The following is a 17,992-nucleotide window of genomic DNA, read 5'->3' on the forward strand; positions in this document are numbered from 1 at the left end:
CGGATGAGGAAGCGCACCTCGGAGATACGGCCTGAACGTTTCGGTTCACCTTTCCCGAAGCCGCGTAGGGTTCGTCGGGTCTGCCCGTTACAGCAGCGGAGCGGTTTCTGTCTTGCCGATCGCGCAGGCAGAAGCAACAAGAGTGGCACCGCGGGAGCAACAACCTCTCGTCTCTTTATCGTATGAGACGCAGGGGTTTTTTTATTTTGAATCACCTGTACAAGAAAGGATGTTTGACCAAAATGAGCTACAAACAACAAGTGGCCGAAAAAATTGCATCGGCTCTCGTCAACCTGGGAGTGGAGGAATTCTCGGCAGAAAAAGTTCGCGACATGCTGGAAACCCCTCCCAATCCTGCTATGGGAGATATTGCATTTCCCTGCTTTCAGCTTGCCAAGGCACTGCGCAAAGCGCCTCCGATGATCGCCGGTGAGCTGGCCGGACAGATCTCTGGAGCGCCGCTCAGCCAGGTGCAGGCGGTCGGCCCGTACGTCAACGTCTTTTTGGACCAGCAAAGCGTCGCGAAAGAAGTCGTCGGCACCATTCTCGCAAAGGGCAGCGCCTACGGCGACCGCAACATCGGGCAGGGCCGCCACGTGCCGATCGACCTCTCTTCCCCCAACATCGCCAAGCCGTTTTCCATGGGCCATCTGCGCTCAACGGTGATCGGCAACGCGCTCGCCAACATCATGGAAAAGCACGGCTACAAGCCGGTTCGCATCAACCACTTGGGCGACTGGGGCACCCAGTTCGGCAAGCTGATTGTCGCCTACAAGAAGTGGGGCGACGAGGAAAAAGTAAAGGCAGAACCGATCAAGGAGCTGCTGCAGTTGTACGTCCGATTCCACGAAGAAGCGGAAAAAGACCCGACGCTGGAAGACCTGGGACGCGAATGGTTTAAAAAGCTGGAGGACGGCGACGAGGAAGCGAAGCGCCTCTGGCAGTGGTTCCGGGACGAATCCCTGAAGGAATTCATGAAGATTTACGAACTGATGGGCGTTCACTTCGATTCCTTCCACGGCGAAGCGTTCTACAATGACAAGATGGATCGGGTTGTCGCCATGCTGGAGGAGAAAGGGCTCCTGGTCGAATCGGAAGGGGCGCTGGTGGTTCCCCTCGACGAGTACGACATGCCGCCCTGCCTGATCAAAAAATCGGACGGTGCGACCCTGTATGCCACCCGCGACCTGGCTGCCGCGCTTTACCGTCACGAGACATACGACTTCGCAAAAGCGCTGTACGTCGTGGGAGGAGAACAGCGTCTTCACTTCCAGCAGCTGTATAAGGTACTGGAAAAAATGGGCTTTGAGTGGGCGAAGGAAATGTATCATGTGCCGTTTGGCATGATGTTGAAAGACGGCAAAAAGATGTCCACGCGCAAAGGCAAAGTGGTGCTTCTGGAAGAGGTGCTTGCCCAGGCGATTGCGGACGTCCTGAAAGTGATTGAGGAAAAGAATCCGACGCTTGTGAACAAGGAAGCAGTCGCCCGTCAAGTAGGCGTCGGCGCGGTTATTTTCCACGACCTGAAAAACTTCCGCCTCAACGATATCAACTTCTCGTGGGAAGAAATGCTCACTTTCGAAGGCGAAACCGGACCGTATGTGCAGTACACCCATGCTCGCGCCTGCTCGCTGTTGCGCAAAGGCGGCTACCAGCCGGGTGAAGTGAAACTGGCAGAAGGTTCACTGGACAGCAAGGAAGCGTGGGCGGTTATCACACTCCTGAACAGTTTCCCGGAAGTGATCGACCGTGCTCGCGAAAACTTCGACCCGTCCCAAATCGGCAAATATGTGATCGATCTGGCTCAGCAATTCAACAAATTCTATGCGAATGTTCGCATTCTCGCCGAAGAAGACGCCATCAAGGCTTCCCGTCTTCAGCTGGTGGCGGCCGTCGTGGTCGTGCTGAAAGAGGGCTTGCGCCTGCTCGGCCTGCAGGCTCCGGAAGAAATGTAACCTACACCGCAGATGTTCAAAAGATGGCTCCTGGATGTAACAGGAGCCATTCGTTTGCAGACAAACGGCCCAAGTCCTTTTGCTATTCCCCTTGTTTTCTTTTTTTTTCTACAATTGAATACGAACTGTACTCGATGACGTTTCCCTCCTCTTTCCATTTAAAAATTACAATTCAAAAATCCAATTTTTACATAACAAGAAAAATGGCGTGTCAAAACTGTGGTCAGTTTACACGCCATTTCATGTCTTTTCGTTGCGAACTACCTGAAAACGGGACCTGTTATCCTTCGAAGCATGCTCTTATTGCCTTACCCTTTCTTTCCGCCGAACCAGGTTTTCGCCAGCATCTCCACCACCTGCTTCGACAGAGAGCGCGGCGCTTCCACCTCTCGCCCTTCGGAATCGACCGTTCGGTACAGCAGGGATTTATCATCTGCAGGATCCGACTTGGTTTCAAGCGTGAATTCGCCCAGCTTACCAGCCGTCTTCCATTCTTCGATCATGATCTGGTATTCGCCTGGTGCGAGCTCAATGTACTCGTGATCCGGCAAATCGATGACCGCATAGCCGTCGTGTTCGATAACCGCCTCGTATGTATTCCCATTGGCCGCTTCATAGAGGGCCACATCGGCTGGGTTGTCCAGATTCTCCTTGATTTTAGTGAAGTCTTCAATCGTTACTTTGACCCATCGTTTCATTCCAGCACCTCGTTTACGAAAATCCACTACCGTTCTTCACTCTACCACGATTCAACAAGAAATCAACTGCTTGACGAAGGCGATTTCCTCGCGGTGAGTTCCCCCTGCCGGTTTGGGCGTCTCCAGGACAATCGGCAACAAAGCCAACTCCGGTGTCCGCAGCACCTCTGCGATCGCATCCGCACCAATTTGCCCCTTTCCGATCGTCGCGTGCCTGTCCCGGTATGAGCCCGTGGGGTAAACGGAATCGTTCAGATGAACAGCAAACAGTCTGGAAAAGTAGCCGCTTTCCCTCATCTTGCGGGCCACTGCGGCCCAATTGTCTCCCCGCCACATCCCGCTGGCAAAAGCGTGGCAGGTATCGAAACAAAATCCGACCTTTTCCGGAGCCGCCAGCAGTTGTTGCACCTGAGTGAGCTCCTCCAATGTCGTCCCCATTCTCCCTCCCTGCCCGGCGTTGTTCTCCAGCAATAGACAAGCGTCACCGTTCCAATCATCCAGAATCTCGTTCACCATGCGGATCATGGCCTGGTAGCCGCGAAGCGGGTCAGTCCCCTTGTATTGGCCGAAGTGAACAACGAGACCTGCTGAACCGCACGCATCGGCAATCTCCAAATCGTTTCGAACCGATTGGACCGTGGCGGCATAGAGTTTCGGCTCAACTACCGCCAGATTGGTGGGGTAGGCGGTATGGGCAATGGAGATGAGTTGGTGCTCCTGGCAGTATATACGGCAAGCGGCAGCGTCACGCGCGTCATATGACTTGACGGAGAGGCTGCGAGGGTTCTTGGGAAAGTATTGAAAGGAACGGGCGCCCACCGCAGAGGCCGACTTGGCAGCCTCCAGATATCCATGTCGAATGCTGACGTGACACCCGATGTGCATCCTGTTCACCCTTTCCGATTCTGTCTATCCTACATTGTCCCCTTACGCTTGGCTTTCACTCTTATTAAGAAAACCCACCCGGCATTCGCTATTTCTCACCCCACTCGGCGGTAGCTATTGCTGAGCCGAGTGGGGTCCCTTTTTTCGCCGGGCGGGGCCCCGAACACTTTTCTAGCGGCTGTATGGGATGTCCAAATTTAAAAATTCTTATACACGAACAAAGGCCGCCCTAGGTGGGACGGCCTTTCCAGGATCTCTGTTTACTCTCTGACGATAAGCAGCGGTGTTTGGGTGCGGTGAATCACTTTGTACGTCACGCTGCCCATCAGGGTTTCCACAATCCCGTTTAAACCGTGATGCCCCAACACAATCACATCCGCTTCCTCTTTCAACGCCACTTCTTTTATGACTGTTGCCGGGTCTCCCACAACCACCTTCGTATCATACGGCAGCTGTTGTTCCATGAACATCGTTTCATACGGCCGGAGTATTTCTTCACCCAACGTCTCAAGCCCATCCAGGTCAACCCAGCCGATGTTGGTAACTCCCGCGTACATGGCAGGAGGTGTGATGACCGTCAACAACAGATAGCGGGCATCTTTTTCCTTGCCGAACTGCATGGCCCGGACGGCCGCCCGCTTGGAGTGTTCAGAACCGTCGACAGCCACGACGAGCTTCCGCCAAGTCGCCCGGATGTCTGCTTCCTCCGGTACCAGAAATACCGGAATGGTAACATCGTGCAGTGTCGGATAGCTGACGCTGTTAAAGAGATAGCCCGTCATTCGCCCGTATCCATGTGTTCCCATGACAACCGCCTGATGACCTTGTCTGGCATAATTCGATATGACTTCATGAGGCTCACCAAACTCGTATTGCAGGTTAAACGGCACCTTTTCCTGCTGTACCAGCTCCAACACTTCCTTCAAGCTTTCCTTTGCTTCCTCAAGCTGAAACTCTTCGACCGTTTTCTTGCCCAGATGTGTAACGGCCTGTCGGGACGGAAACGGCGGAATGACGTGAAGCAGAGTCAAGCTGTAATCCCCTCCGGACAAGGCAAGAGCGAACCGGACTGCTTGCATCGACTGCACAGATGCATCAATAGGAACCAATAGACTGCCCATAGAAAAACACCAGCTTTCTCCTCTACATTTTGGTGCTGCGTGAAAAACTTCGTTGCAATACCCATTGTAGAAAAACGGAAAGCTGGTGTATGTAAGGAAACTCCCTGAATCTGCCGAAAAAAAACCCTGAATTTATTCCAGCACGCCGGTTATGAAAACCGTCGGTTCCGCGCTTAAGTCCACGTCACGAATCTCGTGATCCTCCTCCATCTGCTGACGGCGCAGCCGTTCCTTGCGAATGATGCGAACCACCGGCCGCGACGGCAAACCGCGGTTTTGGTCGATGACGACTCCCACTTCTCCCGTGCTCAACTTCAGGGAGGAGCCTGTCGGGTAAACGGCAATCGAACGGAGGAAGTGAATAATCATCTTGTGATCAAAGCGCTTCTCCGCCAAAGCCATAATCTTCTCGCATGCCACGTACGGATGGCATGTCTCCTCTTCGGTAAACGGCGAGATCAGATTGTCATAATAGTTGCAGATGGCCACAATCTTTGCAAAGTCGTGGATATCGGCACCGGTCAGCCCGCGAGGAATTCCGCTCCCATCCACCCATTCGTGGTGCTGCAGGGCGATGTGAGCGGAGACAATACTCATCTCGTGCTTTTTCCGAAGCAGATTAAACCCCTGCCAGGTGTGATGCCCCTCCAGACTGTTCTCTTTGTAGGGAGAGAGCTCCTGGTCTTTGGATGCCTTCCCGATGTCGTGCAGCAAAGCGCCGATGGCCAGCTCCTTTAACTGGTTGTGGTTGTATCCCAGTCCCACGCCCATTACCGTCGCCATCATGCAGACGTTGAGAGAGTGAATGAACAACGCGTTATCGGTTGTCCGAATTTCTCCCAGATCAAGCAGGACGCGTCGATTCCGCAGCGTCTCATCAACGATGCTGTTGACCGACTTCTGGATGCTTCGCAGGTCGATTCCTTTCCCGGTCTGCACGCACTGAATCGCAGCCGACAAGCAGCTGATCGCCTCCTTGCGCGTCGACTCCGATACGACGTCCTCCACCTTCACGTCCTCCGTGTACGGGTCTTTGATGCTCAGCATGGTGACGCCAAACCGGCGCAGCTTGTTGATCATGCCGACGGTCAGCTGCACGTTTGCCTGCAGCAGGGTAAGTCCGTCGCTGGTATAGATGCTGCGTGCCAAGGAATCCCCCGGCACTACCTGATCCAAACTGATATAGCGCATACCGTTCTTTCCTCCTAGTACTCCCCTCCTATCTTATCACGAATGGCAAGCCGTGGAATACGAAAAAAAGAACGGGGAAAAGAGTGTTATGCGCGTTTGCCAGTCAACCGTATCCCGGTATGCGCTTGAAACAGAACCCGCTCGTACTTCTCCAACGCCCCTTTTTCCGGTTTGCTCAGGTAGGATCCGATCACCGCTCCGGCAAAACCTAACGGGATGGAGATAAGGCCGGGATTGGTCAGGGGAAAGAGAGCTTCCGCCTGGATGACCCCCTGCTCGGGGTCCATCACGTACGGACCGGCACAAACGAGAATGATGGAGGAGAGCATACCGGTGAGTACCCCGGCAATGGCTCCCTGAACAGTGAACCGGCGCCAGTAAAGGGTAAACAGCAGCAACGGGAGGTTTGCTGAAGCTGCTACAGCAAAGGTGAGTGCGACGAGAATCGCCACGTTCATTTTCTCTGTGCCAATCGCCAGAAAAATGGAAATCGTTCCAACTGCGATGGAGGCAGATTTGGCCATAAACACCTGCTCCCGTCCCGATGCCTTCCCTTTGCGGATGATATGGCTGTACAGGTCGTGAGCGAAGGCGGACGAGGCGGACAGGACGAGGCCGGTCACTACGGCAAGAATGGTGGCAAAGGCAACCGCGGATATGTACGCCATCAAAAACTCGCCGCCCAGTCTGTCGGCAAGAAGCGTCAAGGTCAGGTTCCCCCCGTAACCGGCGCTTTGCAGCTGCTCCCATGCAACGAATGAGCTGGCGCCAAATCCGAGAAAGATGGTCATCAGGTAAAACGCACCGATAATCCATATAGCTGTCAAGATCGATTTCCGGGTCGTCACCGCATCTTTTACGGTAAACAGGCGGACGATGATGTGCGGCAGGCCGGCCGTTCCCAATATCAAGCCGACGTACAGGGAGAGGGTGTCAAGCGGATGTGGGAACTGGTTGCCCGGGTAGAGGAAGCGTTCTCCCAACGGAGTGATGGTGCTGACATGGGCAAACATCGCAGGCAGGTTCCAGTGAAAACGAGCCAGTACAATCAGGGTGACCATCAATGCACCGGTCATCAGCAAAATCGCTTTGATGATCTGCACCCACGACGTCGCCACCATTCCGCCAAAGACCACGTAAATCGTCATCAGGCTGCCGACGACCAAAACCGCCGTGGTATATTCCACATCCAAGAGGTAGTGGATCAGCGCACCAGCTCCGACCAGTTGGGCGAGCATGTAGAAAATCGTGATCAATAGGGCCGTAAATGCCACAATCCCACGCAGCCACTTGCTGTCGAAGCGAACGGCAATGGCGTCAGCCAATGTATAGGTGCCCAGATTGTGAAGCGGCTCCCCGATCAGAAACAACAGCACCAGATAAGAGACGAGAAATCCGATGGAATAAAAAAAACCGTCAAAGCCGTACATGGCAATCGTTCCGGTAATTCCCAGAAAGGAAGCGGCACTCATGTAATCCCCGGCGATCGCGATGCCGTTCTGAACACCGGTCAGGCGGTTTCCCGCAGCGTAAAAGTCGTTGGGGCTGGAAGTTCGCTTGGCCGCCGAATAGGTAATGGCCAGGGTACCGATAATGACGGCAATAAAAAAAATGATCGCTGACATGTTCATGGACCCTCTCCTTTTGCCTGTTCAATCTCTCGGGTCATGTCGTCCACGATCCGGTCAAACCGTTTGGCCTGGACGAGGTACACGATTGACAACAATAGCGTCATGAGGAACTGGGAAAAGGCAAATACCCACGCCAGAGTGATGACACCGAATACAGGAGAATTCATCCAGACGGAAAAATAAGAGGTGCAGATCGGCAAGGCAAGGGTATACGCCAGGAAAAACAGGGTGAGCGGTATGAGAAGCCGCTTTTTCGTACGAATGAGTTGGTGAAATCGCGGTGAGCGTAAGAGACGGGTCCGGTCGAACTGGCTCATGCGAACACCTTCTTTTTTCGGAATTTTCCTATATCATAGCACAAAAAGAGAGCGGCCTGTACCGCTCTCTTCACCTTCAGTCATTTTCTAGGAAGCTCTTTGGTCCGCCTCCTGCATCTTCATGCGGATGCGCTCAGACAACTCGTCGGAGCCGTGGATGCGCGCCCAGATATCGTTTACATAGGACGGCATCTTGTTTTTGTCCGTGATGCTGACGATGTAGATGGCCAAAAAGCTCAACGGGATAACGAAGATGGACGGGAAGGACAGGGATCCCAGCGCAGCGGCAAAGCTGCCTGGTGCGAGCACGCCCGTTTCCTTCAAAATGTTCATCAGGATGAAGAAGACGGAACCGCCTCCCCCTACAATCATGCCGGCGATCGCACCGTTGCGCGTCGTCTTTTTCCACCAGATGGAACTGATCAGCATCGGTACGAACGCTCCGCCCGATACGGCGAAGGCCCAGGTGACCATCATCGCGATCAGGGACGGGTACGCTTTGTCCAGACCGATCGCGGGGATGCCGAGTCCGACGAAGAGCGAGAAAAGGGCCATGATAACCACAGCAATTTTCCCGACCAATACCTTCTTCCACTCGGGTGCCTGCGGGTTGATGTAGTTTTCATAGATGTCGTGCCCCCAGGAAGCGGCCGAGGCGATCAGCAGGCCGCCCACCGTGGAGAACATCGCGGCAAATGCGCCCGCAGCCACATAACCGAGTCCGAACTCGCCGAACAGCAGCTTGCCCAAAACCGGCATAATCTGGTCAGACTTGAGCAGAACACCGTCCAGAGCCAGCTTTGCGACGCCAGGATCTGATGCAGCCAGTTCGGTGACAAATCTGCGGCCACCCAAACCGACTACGGAACTCATGATGTAGAAGAAAGCGACAAACGCCAACACCCACAGGGTGGTTAAACGGGCGATTTTTCCTGACGGGTTGGTGTAATAACGGTTCATGATGTGCGGCAACCCCATTGTGCCAAGCACCAAAGCCAGCACCATGGAGAACTGGTTCAGCCAGTCATAGCGGTGACCTGGCTCCTGAATCACCATCGGACGTTCCGGATGCAGTTTGTTGGATTGCGGAACGATGACAGTGACGCTGGCGTTGGGATCTCCCGCTTTCACTGTCTCCTCCACTTTGGCAAATGCGTCCGGACTCATGGTCGCTTTGGCCTTGTCGTAGACGCGCTTGCCTTCCTCACCTTGCATCAGCTTGGCGACGGTGGTGGTAGTAGGATTGGTAAGCGGTTTGTTTTGCGACGCATAGCTGCCGACGCCATTGACTAACACCAGCATGAAGACCAGGAACATGGCCGTAAACAGCACCCAGAATTGAATCATCTGGTTCAGTGTGGTTCCTTTCATGCCGCCCAGAGCTACGTAGAACATCATGATGACAACAGTGGCAACGACCCCGGTCTGATAAGGCGTCATGCCGAACAGGCCGTAGCCGACCAGCACGTTCCAGGTGCTGCCCGCCCCCACCATCTGCGGCGCCAGATAGAAGATACAGATCAGCTGCACCATGACGACCCCGATGATGCGGGCCGTATGGCTTTTGCCGAAGCGAGCGAACAGAAAGTCAGGAATCGTATACTCCCCGAATTTGCGCAGCGGGCTGGCGAGAAACAGCACGACCGGCACGAAAGCGGCACCAAACCCGATGGCGTACCACATGCCGTCTACACCGGAGGCGTACACCGCTGCCGCTACCCCGAGAAAGGAGGCGGCTGAAAAGTAGTCACCGCAGATGGCTGTCGCGTTGGTCATAAAGCCCACTTTGCGGCCGGCCAGATAAAAATTTGCCGTGTTGGAGTTGAAAGACCTGGTGTAGATGGAAATGGCGATGGTTACCAGCACCAGCAGGATCACCATCGATATGGCCCACATGTTGATCATTGTCGTACCCCCTTTTTTTCGAACGGCTACAGGTTTTTGATTTCGTCATCCATCCGGTTTGCCTTTTTGACGAAAACGTACGCAAGAATCCAGTAAAACACATGGAATAAGAGCAAAGTAGACCAGAAGTTAAGGGTGAGGCCAAACAAAAACGGCTTCCCGTACCACCATTCCGATGTACCGCTGAGAAACGGAATCAGCAGGGTGACGAGGAAAAAGTAAAAGCCAAACGTAAAACTGAGCTTACGCTGCGCGCGAAACGACCTTTCGACCTGTTCCAACTCTTCCTGCGTGACAAACTGAGTGGCGGCAGATGCTTCAGTCGATTGTCTTTTGCGCGCTTCATTGGCAGCCAGATTGGGGCTGGACATCTTTGTTTCCTCCCATCATTCCAATTTTGAAAACGCTTTCCAAATTATATATTGAATATTTGCACGAATGTGTTTTTTTGGCGCAAGATGCAGGAAGTGAGGTGCTAGTGGCAAAAAATGGCACATGTGTGAAGGGGACTACCCCTCCAGCCGCTTTATCAGGTCTTTTGCGTAGGAGCGGGAGACGGGAAGCTGGATGCGTTTGGGCCCTTTCATGATGATGTTGTAGGCGCCGTTAAACCACGGTACCAGTTCGCTTACGTACTGGAGGTTTACCAAATAGCTTTTGTGCGTGCGAAAAAAAGAGTGGGACTGCAGTTTCTCCTCCAATTGCTGCAGCGTCATTCTGGCGGTGTAGCTATCGCCTTTGGTGTAAATCTGCACAACACGATCGTCGCGGACGGCGTACATGATGGAAGACGGCTCGATGACCACGAAGCGGTTGTTCTCTTCAATCAGAAGCTTGGAGACTTTTGCCGTTGACGCTGAACCATCCGTAAAACGCTTCCGAATCCGCTGCAGCGTCTCCTGCAAGCGATGCGGTTCCGTGGGCTTCAGCAGGTAATCGACGGCGTTCAGCTTAAATGCTTCCAAAGCGTAATCTTCATACGCGGTTGAAAATACGATAAGCGGCTGCTGCTTGCGTGATGAAAGCATGCGTGCAGCCTGTACCCCTTCCATCTCCGGCATCTTGATGTCGAGAAAGACGACGTCCGGTTGGTGCTCTTCCACCAGCCGCAGCAGCTCCCTCCCGTTGCTGGCAAACGGGAGCAGCTCGACGTCGTTCTCTTGCTGAAGCAGATAGGCCAGCTCCTCGCGCGCCAGGTGTTCATCCTCGGCGATCATCACACGGATGCGCATATGGTTACACCCTCCTTGCCACAGTAGGTATTGCAAAGCGTATTCGACAGCCGCCTTCTTCCCTGTTTGCGTAGTGAAGGCGGGCTTGTGGTCCGAACAAACTGACCAGCCGCTGATTGACGTTGTGGACGCCGATGCCGTTGCCGTCGCGGCTCTTCACGGGAGTTTGTCCCAACTGGTCCAACAATTCTTCGGATATTCCCGAACCGTTGTCCTCAATGACGACCTCAACCTGTTCCTTTGTCCGTTTGACAGAGATGGCGATCAGACCGCCGTGAGGTTTTTCCCGCAAACCGTGCTGGATGCTGTTTTCCACCAGCGGCTGCAAGGTGCCCGGGGGGATCATCACCTCTTCCACTCCTTCTTCTACCTGGCATTGGACGTGAAGCTGCTCCGCGAAGCGGATTTTTACGATGTCCAGAAAAGCGTTCAGGTGGTTCATTTCCTGCGCGATGCTGACCAGTTGGGTGGATGTCATCTTCAGATTGTGCCGCATGAACACCCCGAGCTGAATGGTCATATGACGCGCCAGATCCGGATTGATGCGAATCAAGGTGACAATGGAATTGAGCGTGTTGAACAAAAAATGCGGGTGGATCTGGGCCTGCAGCATGCGCAGTTCGGCGTCCTTCATCAGACCGCTCATCTTTTCCGCCAGCGCCAGCGTCAACTGGTTGGAAATCAGGTTACTCAAGCCCTTGGCCAGGACCTCTTCCACTTTGCGGATCTGCTGCGGACGTTTGAAATAAAATTTGATCAGGCCAACGACGCTGCCCCCTTCGCGGATGGGCACGACAATGGCTGCCTGAAGCGGGCAATCCTTGCGCGGACAGGACAACTGCTCCCGGCTCACTCCTGTTTGAATGTCGCCTTGCGCAATCGCGCTTTTACCCAGTCGGCTTATCAGCAACTCCCCGGCCAGATGGTGATCGGCTCCCGCTCCGACATGGGCCAGCACTTGCTCCCGGTTGGTCACCGCGACAGCAGAGGCGTTCAGCTCCCGGTACAGCAGGTTGGCCGCTGCCCGTGCCGTCTGCGGCGTCAGTCCCTGCTTTAAATGCGGCAAGATCCGCTCGGCAATGTTAAAGGCGCGCTCCGCTTCGTTGGCGGCGGAGCGTTCCTCCTCCTTGAGCGCTACGCGAATCATGGTGGTAAAAATGGCGATGGATATGCTGTTGGTAAGTACCATGGGAAGTCCGATGAAATTCACAACGGTTCGAGCCGCTTCCGGCGGATGGGCAAAAATAAGAATCAACGCCATCTGAATGATCGGAGCAAACATCCCAAAGAATAATGCCTTTGACGGCGAGATCACTCTCTCCGCAGAAAAAAATCGTGCGACAAAACCGGCCAAAAGCCCGGTAATCGGCGCAGACAGCCCGACGGCAAAGGCGGTAAACCCGCCCAGACCGTACAGGTGAGTACCCGTAATCAGGCCGGCTCCCATCCCGACCAGTGGCCCTCCCAAGAGACCGCCGATCACCACTCCGACCAGGCTGGAGTTGGCCACCGCCTCATCCGGTGCGAGAGGAAAAATCCAAAACGCAGGCAGGAATACGTGTTCCCGGACCACTACACCGGCATACGTCCCGGCAATTCCAAACAGGCCGAAGAGAATGGAGAATGAGACGGACGTCCAGATGCGTACCTCCCGATCCAGAAGCTGCCGGAACAGCGGGATGCGTGTGAGGATAAACGTGATGGTCAGCAGGATGCCCATTCGTTCTATGAGCAGCAGTGTCAGGTTCTCCACCGCTCCACCCCCGAATCTTTTCAATTTTGTATACATTCCGCTTTTTTCGCGCTTTCCCTGCTGGACATACAATTCCCCTCCCTTTTTTGCATACCATGTGCCTAGGAATTGGATGTCTCTTGCGGAAGGGTGATTTCACATGTGCGGTATAACGGGCTGGATTGATTGGGAAAAGGATCTCTCCCGCGAGCAATCTACACTGGAAGCGATGACAGGGAGACTGGAAAAACGCGGTCCCGATGCGGTGGGATACTGGCTTACCCCGCGGGTCGCCTTTGGCCACCGCCGACTGGTTGTCGTTGACCCCGCGGGTGGTCAGCAACCGATGATTCGTCAGCGCGGCGGCTTTCGCTATACCCTGATATACAACGGAGAATTGTATAATACGGAAGACCTGCGTCGCGAACTGCTGACCCGCGGCTGGCATTTTCAATCCCACTCCGATACGGAGGTGCTTCTCACCGCTTACATGGAGTGGGGCAGAGACTGCGTTCGGCGGTTGAACGGCATTTTTGCTTTTGTCATCTGGGATGAACGTGAGCAGGCCCTGTTTCTGGCCCGGGATCGGATGGGGGTTAAGCCGCTCTTTTTTGCTCAGCGCGGCAGCGCCTTTCTCTTCGGCTCCGAGCTGAAAGCGCTGCTCGCCCATCCGGATGTGCGTCCTGTCTTGCGGCGGGAAGGCTTGGCCGAGATTTTCGTGATGGGACCTGCCCGCACTCCGGGTCACGGCGTATTCCATGACGTTTGGGAAGTACTCCCGGGGGTGCACCTGACAGTGACGCGCGAAGACGTCCGGCAGGAGCGATACTGGCAGCTGGAGAGCAAACCCCATACGGACGATGCAGAAGGCACCGCGGCGAAAGTACGGCAGCTGCTGGTCGACTCCATCCAGCGCCAGCTTGTGGCTGATGTTCCGGTTGCCACATTGCTGTCAGGGGGACTCGATTCCAGCGCGATCACAGCAATCGCCGCTGATACTTATAAGAAAGAGGGACGCGGCACGATGGATTCCTACTCCATCGACTACGTCGACAACCACCTGCACTTTAAGGCCAACGCGTTTCAGCCAAACGAAGACGCCCCTTACGTCCAACTGGTGTCCGAATTCCTCGGCACCCGTCATCGCGGATTTTTCTTTGACACGCCAGACCTTGTAGAAGCTTTGCGAACGGCCACCTACGCCCGGGACCTGCCAGGCATGGCCGACGTAGACGCTTCCCTTTATTTGTTCTGCCGGGAGATCAAAAAAGAGACCACGGTCGTACTCTCCGGTGAATGCGCCGATGAAGTATTCGGCGGCTATCCCTGGTTCTACCGTGAGGAGGCTTTACAAGCCGGGACGTTCCCCTGGATGCGGGCCACGCATGAACGGGCCAGCTGGCTCTCTCCCGAGCTTAAGGAATGGGTGCGTCCGGAAGAGTACGTCGCGCAGCGCTATCAGGAAACACTGGATCAAGTCCCCCGTCTCCCCGGGGAAGACCCGCTGGAAGAGCGTCGTCGGGAAATGTTTTACCTGAACATCACCTGGTTCATGAGCACGCTCCTGGATCGAAAAGACCGGATGAGCATGTACGCCAGTCTGGAGGCCCGCGTGCCTTTTTGTGACCACCGTCTGGTGGAATACGTTTGGAACATTCCATGGGCGATCAAAACGTACGGCAACCAGGAGAAAGGCATTTTGCGAAAGGCGTTGCAAGGCATCCTGCCTGACGAGGTGCTGCATCGGAAAAAGAGCCCTTATCCGAAAACGCACAATCCTGCCTATGCCGAAGCAACGCGAAGCTGGCTTCTACAGGTTCTTGACGACACGTCCTCGCCGCTCCTGCAGCTGATCGACGTACCGACCATCCGAAGAATCGCCGCTTCGGACGCCCACGCCTCCGGAATCCCGTTTTTCGGCCAGCTGATGAGCACTCCGCAGCTGTTTGCCTACCTGGCTCAGATGGACTTGTGGCTGCGTGAGTACAACGTAACCATCGAGTCATGAATCAAGGCAAAAAAGCTCCTCCTCCCCATCTTTTCAAGGGAGAAAGGAGCTTTTCTTGCGAGTTACTTTTCCATGCGGAGCCGGTCTATGACTGCTTCACCGCTGCCGGTTACCCGGACGTCTACCAGTGTCAGTTCTTCGCGACGATCTTCCCATTCCCGTCCGGTATTCTCCGGTACGTAGTAGCGTTCCAATCCGTACGAAAGGTACAGCATCTCCGACTTTGGATCGTAATCGTTCAACTTTGCCCGCAGAACGGCTTGGTTCTCGTTCGGAACCGGTTTGTTTTCGAACACTCCTGCCGCTTCGTACCACGGGTGACTGCGCTTCTCTACCAAAACGTACACGGTGAACGGCCCATTTCGCTCTTCCCGCAGATCCGTCTTGACGGAGCCGCGTTCCACCTGGCTGATTTCGTAGTTGAGGATGACATAGTCCCCGTAAAACAAGTCACGCGGATCCACCGGAGCCGTTTTCAACGTGATCAATTGCCCCGTTCCGGCGATATAGTGATACTTGCCGACGATGGTCAACAGCAGCACGATTTGCAGGGCGACGTGCAGGAACAGTCTTTTCGTCATTGTCCATCCCTCCTCGCATCATGTACCCATTTTCTCCGCTGTCGTTCCAGGAAAAAGCTCAAGGCGAGCAGGAGGACGCCGCCGAGCAGGAAAAAGAGCGATTTGTCGAGAAAATCCCAGGCGAAATTCACATAACCGACGAGACAAGTGAGCCCGAAAAAGATCGCGCCTGTATTGATTCGCGCAATGTCCCGCATACGCTCTCCCCCCAGAACCAACCCGATGGAGAACAGGAACAGAGAGACGATCATCAAAACACCGGCGGACAGTGATCCTTCACCGACCCAGGCGGTCAGATAGGCAAGTAAAAATCCACCAAGCGGGATGACGTCTGCCGCAAGCTCCTGCCGTCTGCGTTTCATCGCGAGAAACACGTACGCCGCAGCGGTAAAAAGGCCCCACCCGGCCAGGAGAGTATCCATCCTGGTTACGGTTTGCAGCCACTCATCCTCGGTAAAAATGACAATGATTCCGAGGATCATTACAGCCAGATAGCCAAGCACCCGCAGCGTTTGAGCCAGCTGTTCGTGATAACGTTCAAGCAGGAGAGCGGCCAGCAGAAAAACCATCAACACCGCGGGAAATACCAGTCCTTCCCCGATGTGCCGCACGTCGTACAGGGTGTATACATAAAGAACAGACAGCGCAGGTATCGTTACCCACCGGGAGCGGAACTTCCAGGCCAGCGGAGCGATACCGAACGCGAACAAGAGGTAAAACACCGCCATCGTCTGTCCGTCCCGATCACCGCTGTCCGCACCGTAGAGGGCTGAAACAAACCAGATCAATACGGACAAAAACGCCAGAAAATGGCTTCGGTAGTGCCAGGTCATGGCGACGGCACCGATCAGCCAGAGGTAAAAGGCATTGACCGGGTTTGCCGACAGATGATACGTCTGTCCGATTAAAAAAAAGCCTGCCCCGTAGATCATGATCCCGACAGCGGTCAGAGCCAGGCCAATCCGGTCATATCCTTGTCTGCGCAGAACTTCTCCTCCGGCATAGGCTGCCGTCATGGCAGAAAAAATGATGGCCATTCTAAAGAATGCGCCAATCTCCTGCCAGTTGGATGCCACGAAGGTAAGCACACCCAATCCGATCAGGATGGCGGCAAACAGCGGCAGCGCGTTTGCCTTGGGCTCTTCGGGATAGCGAGACACAAGCTGTTCCAGCTGCCCCTCCGTAATGATGCCCTCTTCCCTCCACCTGCTTGCCTCTTGCAGAATCCATTTTCGTTTATCCATAGGCCCCTCCGGAACTCAAAATCATGGTTCTATCAGATTAGACGATAAAGCCATCGCCTTCGTTACTTGAAACACCTGCCCAAATTGTATCAAAGAAAACCCACCCGGCATGAGCTAACGCTTCGCCGGGCGGGGCCCAGAACACTTTCCTAGTGGCTGTATGGGATGTCCAATTTTATAAATTCCTATATGCCAAGAAAAAACCGCCTGATGAATCAGGCGGTTTTGTGATTATTCGTTATAGCAAGGAATGCTGTAAGCCAGGTTCTGTGTCTCCCGTGCTGCAAGCGGGGCGATCCCCTCGCACCAAGAGCGGTAGTCATCTATCTATGGCGCTCAACACGCCATCCATCCCTCCGTTCAGTTCCTTCGGGACGGTTCCCCTACCAAATTTGGGTTTCTCGCTCGCAGGGTTTACCGCGTTCCATCTCCCCTGTCGCCAGGGAAGCTGCGTTTCTGTGGCACTTTCAGCGTACTCGGGTCTCAGGGAGAACCCTTTTCGCGCCGTCAGCGAAGTCGAAACCTCGCTGCCCTGGTTTGCACCAGGTGCGAACACTCCAGGCATCTCAGCCTGGGCGAGCCTGGACTTTCCTCTATCGCCTGCCGGCAAGCCGGCCGCGACAGCGACTACCCGCATTCCTTGCTATTCAATTGAATCGGTACGTCTTAATTTAGCATATTTGCTTCGCCCTGGTCAACTCATACTGACTGGAAGCGCAAGCAAATTGTTCTAATGGACGTCCTGTAGTAGAATAGATGTGGCTAACAGGACAAGCACCCTGCGGGCACCTGGATGTGGCTTGCAAGGGAGCAAATCGACGTAGTTTCGCCACTAGGAAGGAGGAACCCATATGCTGATTCTGCCCTTTGAAGATAAAGTGCCCCAAATCGACGAGTCCGCATTCATCGCCCGTGGAGTCGTTATTTCTGGCGACGTAGTGATTGGCGCCGACACGAGCATTTGGTACAACACGGTAATTCGCGGCGACATCGCCCCCACCGTCATCGGAAGGAGAGTAAGTGTGCAGGACAACAGCACGCTGCATCAAAGTCCGGGTAATCCGCTGATCCTCGAAGACGAAGTGACAGTCGGCCACAACGTCATTCTTCACAGCTGCATCATCCGCCGCGGAGCTTTGATCGGCATGGGGGCCATTGTGATGGACGGTGCAGAAATCGGCGAGGAAGCCATGGTAGGTGCCGGTGCACTGGTCCCCCCCGGCATGAAGATCCCCCCGCGGACCTTGGTTGTCGGCTCCCCGGCAAAAGTAAAGCGCGAGTTGACGGAAGACGATTTTACCGAACTGCGGCGCATCCGTCAATCCTACGTCGACAAGGGAAAAACGTATCGGAAGTTGGAAGAGCAGGCGCTTAACCGCTCCTAAGAAAACCCATCCGACTTTAGCTAACGCTGGTGTCGGCTGGGGCCCCGAACCCTTTTCTCGTTGCTGTATTGGATGTCCAATTTTATATATTTCTATCTACTGAAAAT

General features: G+C 54.5%; 15 protein-coding genes, 1 other RNA gene and 1 other annotated feature (1 of these 17 running past the window's edge). Of the genes, 3 read left to right on the forward strand and 13 right to left on the reverse strand.

What is annotated here, in order from left to right; all coding sequences use genetic code 11:
- Positions 1 to 178 (forward strand) — a binding site (T-box leader) (it extends 77 nt beyond the left edge of the window).
- Positions 179 to 242: 64 nt separating this feature from the next.
- A complete protein-coding gene (argS, locus tag ACE99V_RS04885; RefSeq protein ID WP_400490127.1) occupies positions 243 to 1,955 on the forward strand; it encodes an arginine--tRNA ligase in 1,713 nt (570 codons plus the stop codon).
- A 308-nt stretch (positions 1,956 to 2,263) separates the two neighbouring features.
- Here argS and ACE99V_RS04890 read toward each other — a convergent pair whose 3' ends face one another.
- The 10 genes from ACE99V_RS04890 to ACE99V_RS04935 all read right to left on the reverse strand — a co-directional run bounded on the left by ACE99V_RS04890 (position 2,264) and on the right by ACE99V_RS04935 (position 12,688).
- A complete protein-coding gene (locus ACE99V_RS04890; protein WP_400490126.1) occupies positions 2,264 to 2,653 on the reverse strand; it encodes a hypothetical protein in 390 nt (129 codons plus the stop codon).
- 51 nt (positions 2,654 to 2,704) lie between these two features.
- Positions 2,705 to 3,538: a deoxyribonuclease IV gene (locus ACE99V_RS04895; protein ID WP_400490124.1), complete on the reverse strand. Its 834-nt coding sequence runs from the start codon at positions 3,536 to 3,538 to the stop codon at positions 2,705 to 2,707.
- A 260-nt stretch (positions 3,539 to 3,798) separates the two neighbouring features.
- Positions 3,799 to 4,659, reverse strand: coding sequence for a universal stress protein (locus ACE99V_RS04900; RefSeq protein WP_400490123.1), 861 nt, complete (start codon positions 4,657 to 4,659; stop codon positions 3,799 to 3,801).
- 132 nt (positions 4,660 to 4,791) lie between these two features.
- Positions 4,792 to 5,850, reverse strand: a complete 1,059-nt coding sequence (locus ACE99V_RS04905; RefSeq protein WP_400490122.1) for an HD-GYP domain-containing protein — start codon at positions 5,848 to 5,850, stop codon at positions 4,792 to 4,794.
- 86 nt (positions 5,851 to 5,936) lie between these two features.
- The gene (locus ACE99V_RS04910; RefSeq protein ID WP_400490121.1) at positions 5,937 to 7,481 is read right to left on the reverse strand and encodes a solute symporter family protein; all 1,545 of its coding nucleotides are present in this window, start codon (positions 7,479 to 7,481) and stop codon (positions 5,937 to 5,939) included.
- On the reverse strand, positions 7,478 to 7,798 hold the full coding sequence (locus ACE99V_RS04915) for a DUF485 domain-containing protein (RefSeq protein ID WP_400490120.1): 321 nt from the start codon (positions 7,796 to 7,798) through the stop codon (positions 7,478 to 7,480). Before ACE99V_RS04915 ends, ACE99V_RS04910 begins: the two co-directional genes overlap by 4 nt.
- Before the next feature lie 87 nt (positions 7,799 to 7,885).
- The gene (locus ACE99V_RS04920) at positions 7,886 to 9,703 is read right to left on the reverse strand and encodes a solute symporter family protein (RefSeq protein WP_400490119.1); all 1,818 of its coding nucleotides are present in this window, start codon (positions 9,701 to 9,703) and stop codon (positions 7,886 to 7,888) included.
- Between the two features lie 26 nt (positions 9,704 to 9,729).
- Complete coding sequence (locus tag ACE99V_RS04925; RefSeq protein ID WP_400490118.1) at positions 9,730 to 10,074, reverse strand: DUF485 domain-containing protein; 345 nt, start codon at positions 10,072 to 10,074, stop codon at positions 9,730 to 9,732.
- Positions 10,075 to 10,212: 138 nt separating this feature from the next.
- On the reverse strand, positions 10,213 to 10,935 hold the full coding sequence (locus tag ACE99V_RS04930; RefSeq protein ID WP_400490117.1) for a LytR/AlgR family response regulator transcription factor: 723 nt from the start codon (positions 10,933 to 10,935) through the stop codon (positions 10,213 to 10,215).
- Positions 10,936 to 10,939: 4 nt separating this feature from the next.
- Positions 10,940 to 12,688 carry a LytS/YhcK type 5TM receptor domain-containing protein gene (locus ACE99V_RS04935; protein ID WP_400490115.1) on the reverse strand — a complete coding sequence of 583 codons (1,749 nt, stop codon included), beginning with the start codon at positions 12,686 to 12,688 and terminating at the stop codon, positions 10,940 to 10,942.
- A 139-nt stretch (positions 12,689 to 12,827) separates the two neighbouring features.
- Between ACE99V_RS04935 and asnB the strand changes: the two genes are divergently transcribed.
- Entirely contained in the window at positions 12,828 to 14,675 is a 1,848-nt protein-coding gene (asnB, locus tag ACE99V_RS04940; protein WP_400490114.1) for an asparagine synthase (glutamine-hydrolyzing), read from the forward strand.
- Positions 14,676 to 14,737: 62 nt separating this feature from the next.
- Here the strand turns inward: asnB and ACE99V_RS04945 are convergent, their stop codons facing one another.
- The 3 genes from ACE99V_RS04945 to rnpB all read right to left on the reverse strand — a co-directional run bounded on the left by ACE99V_RS04945 (position 14,738) and on the right by rnpB (position 17,139).
- Entirely contained in the window at positions 14,738 to 15,256 is a 519-nt protein-coding gene (locus tag ACE99V_RS04945; RefSeq protein WP_400490113.1) for a GDYXXLXY domain-containing protein, read from the reverse strand.
- On the reverse strand, positions 15,253 to 16,500 hold the full coding sequence (locus tag ACE99V_RS04950; RefSeq protein ID WP_400490112.1) for a DUF2157 domain-containing protein: 1,248 nt from the start codon (positions 16,498 to 16,500) through the stop codon (positions 15,253 to 15,255). The genes ACE99V_RS04945 and ACE99V_RS04950 overlap by 4 nt, the downstream gene beginning before the upstream one ends.
- A 251-nt stretch (positions 16,501 to 16,751) precedes the next feature.
- Positions 16,752 to 17,139: RNase P RNA component class B (rnpB, locus tag ACE99V_RS04955), an RNA gene on the reverse strand.
- Positions 17,140 to 17,351: 212 nt separating this feature from the next.
- On the opposite strand from rnpB, the gene ACE99V_RS04960 reads away from it, so the two are divergent.
- Complete coding sequence (locus tag ACE99V_RS04960) at positions 17,352 to 17,885, forward strand: gamma carbonic anhydrase (RefSeq protein WP_400490111.1); 534 nt, start codon at positions 17,352 to 17,354, stop codon at positions 17,883 to 17,885.
- The last annotated feature ends 107 nt before the right edge of the window (positions 17,886 to 17,992 follow it).

Source organism: Brevibacillus soli (assembly GCF_044759095.2).
In the GTDB taxonomy this organism is placed as follows: domain Bacteria; phylum Bacillota; class Bacilli; order Brevibacillales; family Brevibacillaceae; genus JBIYSM02.